We start from the raw sequence: 498 nt of genomic DNA on the forward strand, positions 1-498 counted from the left end.
GACTCTTGGAAGTACGGGCTACAGAAGTTCCCATTGCATATCCATTGTTCTCAACACAAAAGACCACAGGTAAATTCCATTTTACAGCCATGGTAAAAGTCTCGTGAAGAGACCCCTGTCTTGCAGCCCCATCTCCCAAAAAGGTAAGGGTCACTGCATCTCTTTTAAAATATTTATCGGCAAAGGCAAGACCTGCTCCCAGAGGAATCTGACCTCCTACGATCCCGTGCCCACCATAGAAACGGTGTTCTTTAGAGAAAATATGCATGGAACCACCCATTCCCATGGAAGTCCCCGTTTTTTTCCCGTAAAGCTCTGCCATTACTTTTCTTGGATCCACGCCCATCCCAATTGGCTGTACGTGATTTCGGTATGCGGTGATCATTTTATCTTTAGAGAGATCCATTACATGCAAAGCCCCGGCAAGAATAGCTTCCTGCCCGTTATACAGGTGTAAAAAACCTCTAACTTTTTGCTGAATATAAACCTGCGCCAGTT

At 45.2% G+C, this 498-nt stretch carries 1 protein-coding gene; it reads right to left on the reverse strand.

Features of this window, described 5'->3' with window-relative positions; translation table 11 throughout:
- On the reverse strand, positions 1-498 hold a 498-nt coding region (locus HC175_RS17680), incomplete at both ends, for a thiamine pyrophosphate-dependent enzyme (RefSeq protein WP_235942667.1).

Source organism: Salinimicrobium oceani (genome assembly GCF_012037645.1).